At 77.3% G+C, this 652-nt stretch carries 1 pseudogene; it reads left to right on the top strand.

Going from position 1 to position 652, the window contains the following annotated elements:
• Position 1 precedes the first annotated feature (1 nt).
• Positions 2 to 652: pseudogene (locus EF903_RS33490) on the top strand (squalene--hopene cyclase); the annotation flags it as partial.

The following is a 652-nucleotide window of genomic DNA, read 5'->3' as shown; positions in this document are numbered from 1 at the left end:
CCTGGACGCCGGGCGGTCCGCCGGCCCGCCCCTCCCGCAGCCCGCCGGACCGCCCGGCGTCCAGGAGGCCGCCGCGCGGGCCGTGCGCCACCTCCTCGACCGGCAGGACCCGGCCGGCTGGTGGAAGGGCGACCTGGAGACCAACGTCACCATGGACGCCGAGGACCTCCTGCTGCGCCAGTTCCTCGGCCTCCGCGACGAGGCCACCACCGCGGCCGCCGCCCGCCACATCCGCGGCGGCCAGCGCCCCGACGGCACCTGGGCCACCTTCCACGACGGACCGCCCGACCTGTCCGCCACCGTCGAGGCCTACGTCGCCCTGCGCCTGGCCGGCGACGCCCCCGACGCCCCCCACATGGCCCGCGCCTCCGCCTGGATCCGCGCCCACGGCGGCATCGCCGCCGCCCGCGTCTTCACCCGCATCTGGCTCGCCCTCTTCGGCTGGTGGAGCTGGGACCACCTGCCCGAACTCCCGCCCGAACTGGTCTTCCTGCCGCCCTGGGTACCGCTGAACATCTACGACTTCGGCTGCTGGGCCCGGCAGACCATCGTCCCGCTCACGGTCGTCTCGGCGCTCCGCCCCGTCCGCCCCGGGCCCTTCGCCCTCGACGAGCTCCACACCGACGCGCGCCGGCCCGTCCCTCCCCGCACG

The organism is Streptomyces sp. WAC05292 (assembly GCF_003949955.1).
Lineage (GTDB): Bacteria > Actinomycetota > Actinomycetes > Streptomycetales > Streptomycetaceae > Streptomyces > Streptomyces globosus.
The sequence above is the reverse complement of the archived record's forward strand: the minus strand, read 5'-3'. Positions and strand labels throughout refer to the sequence as shown.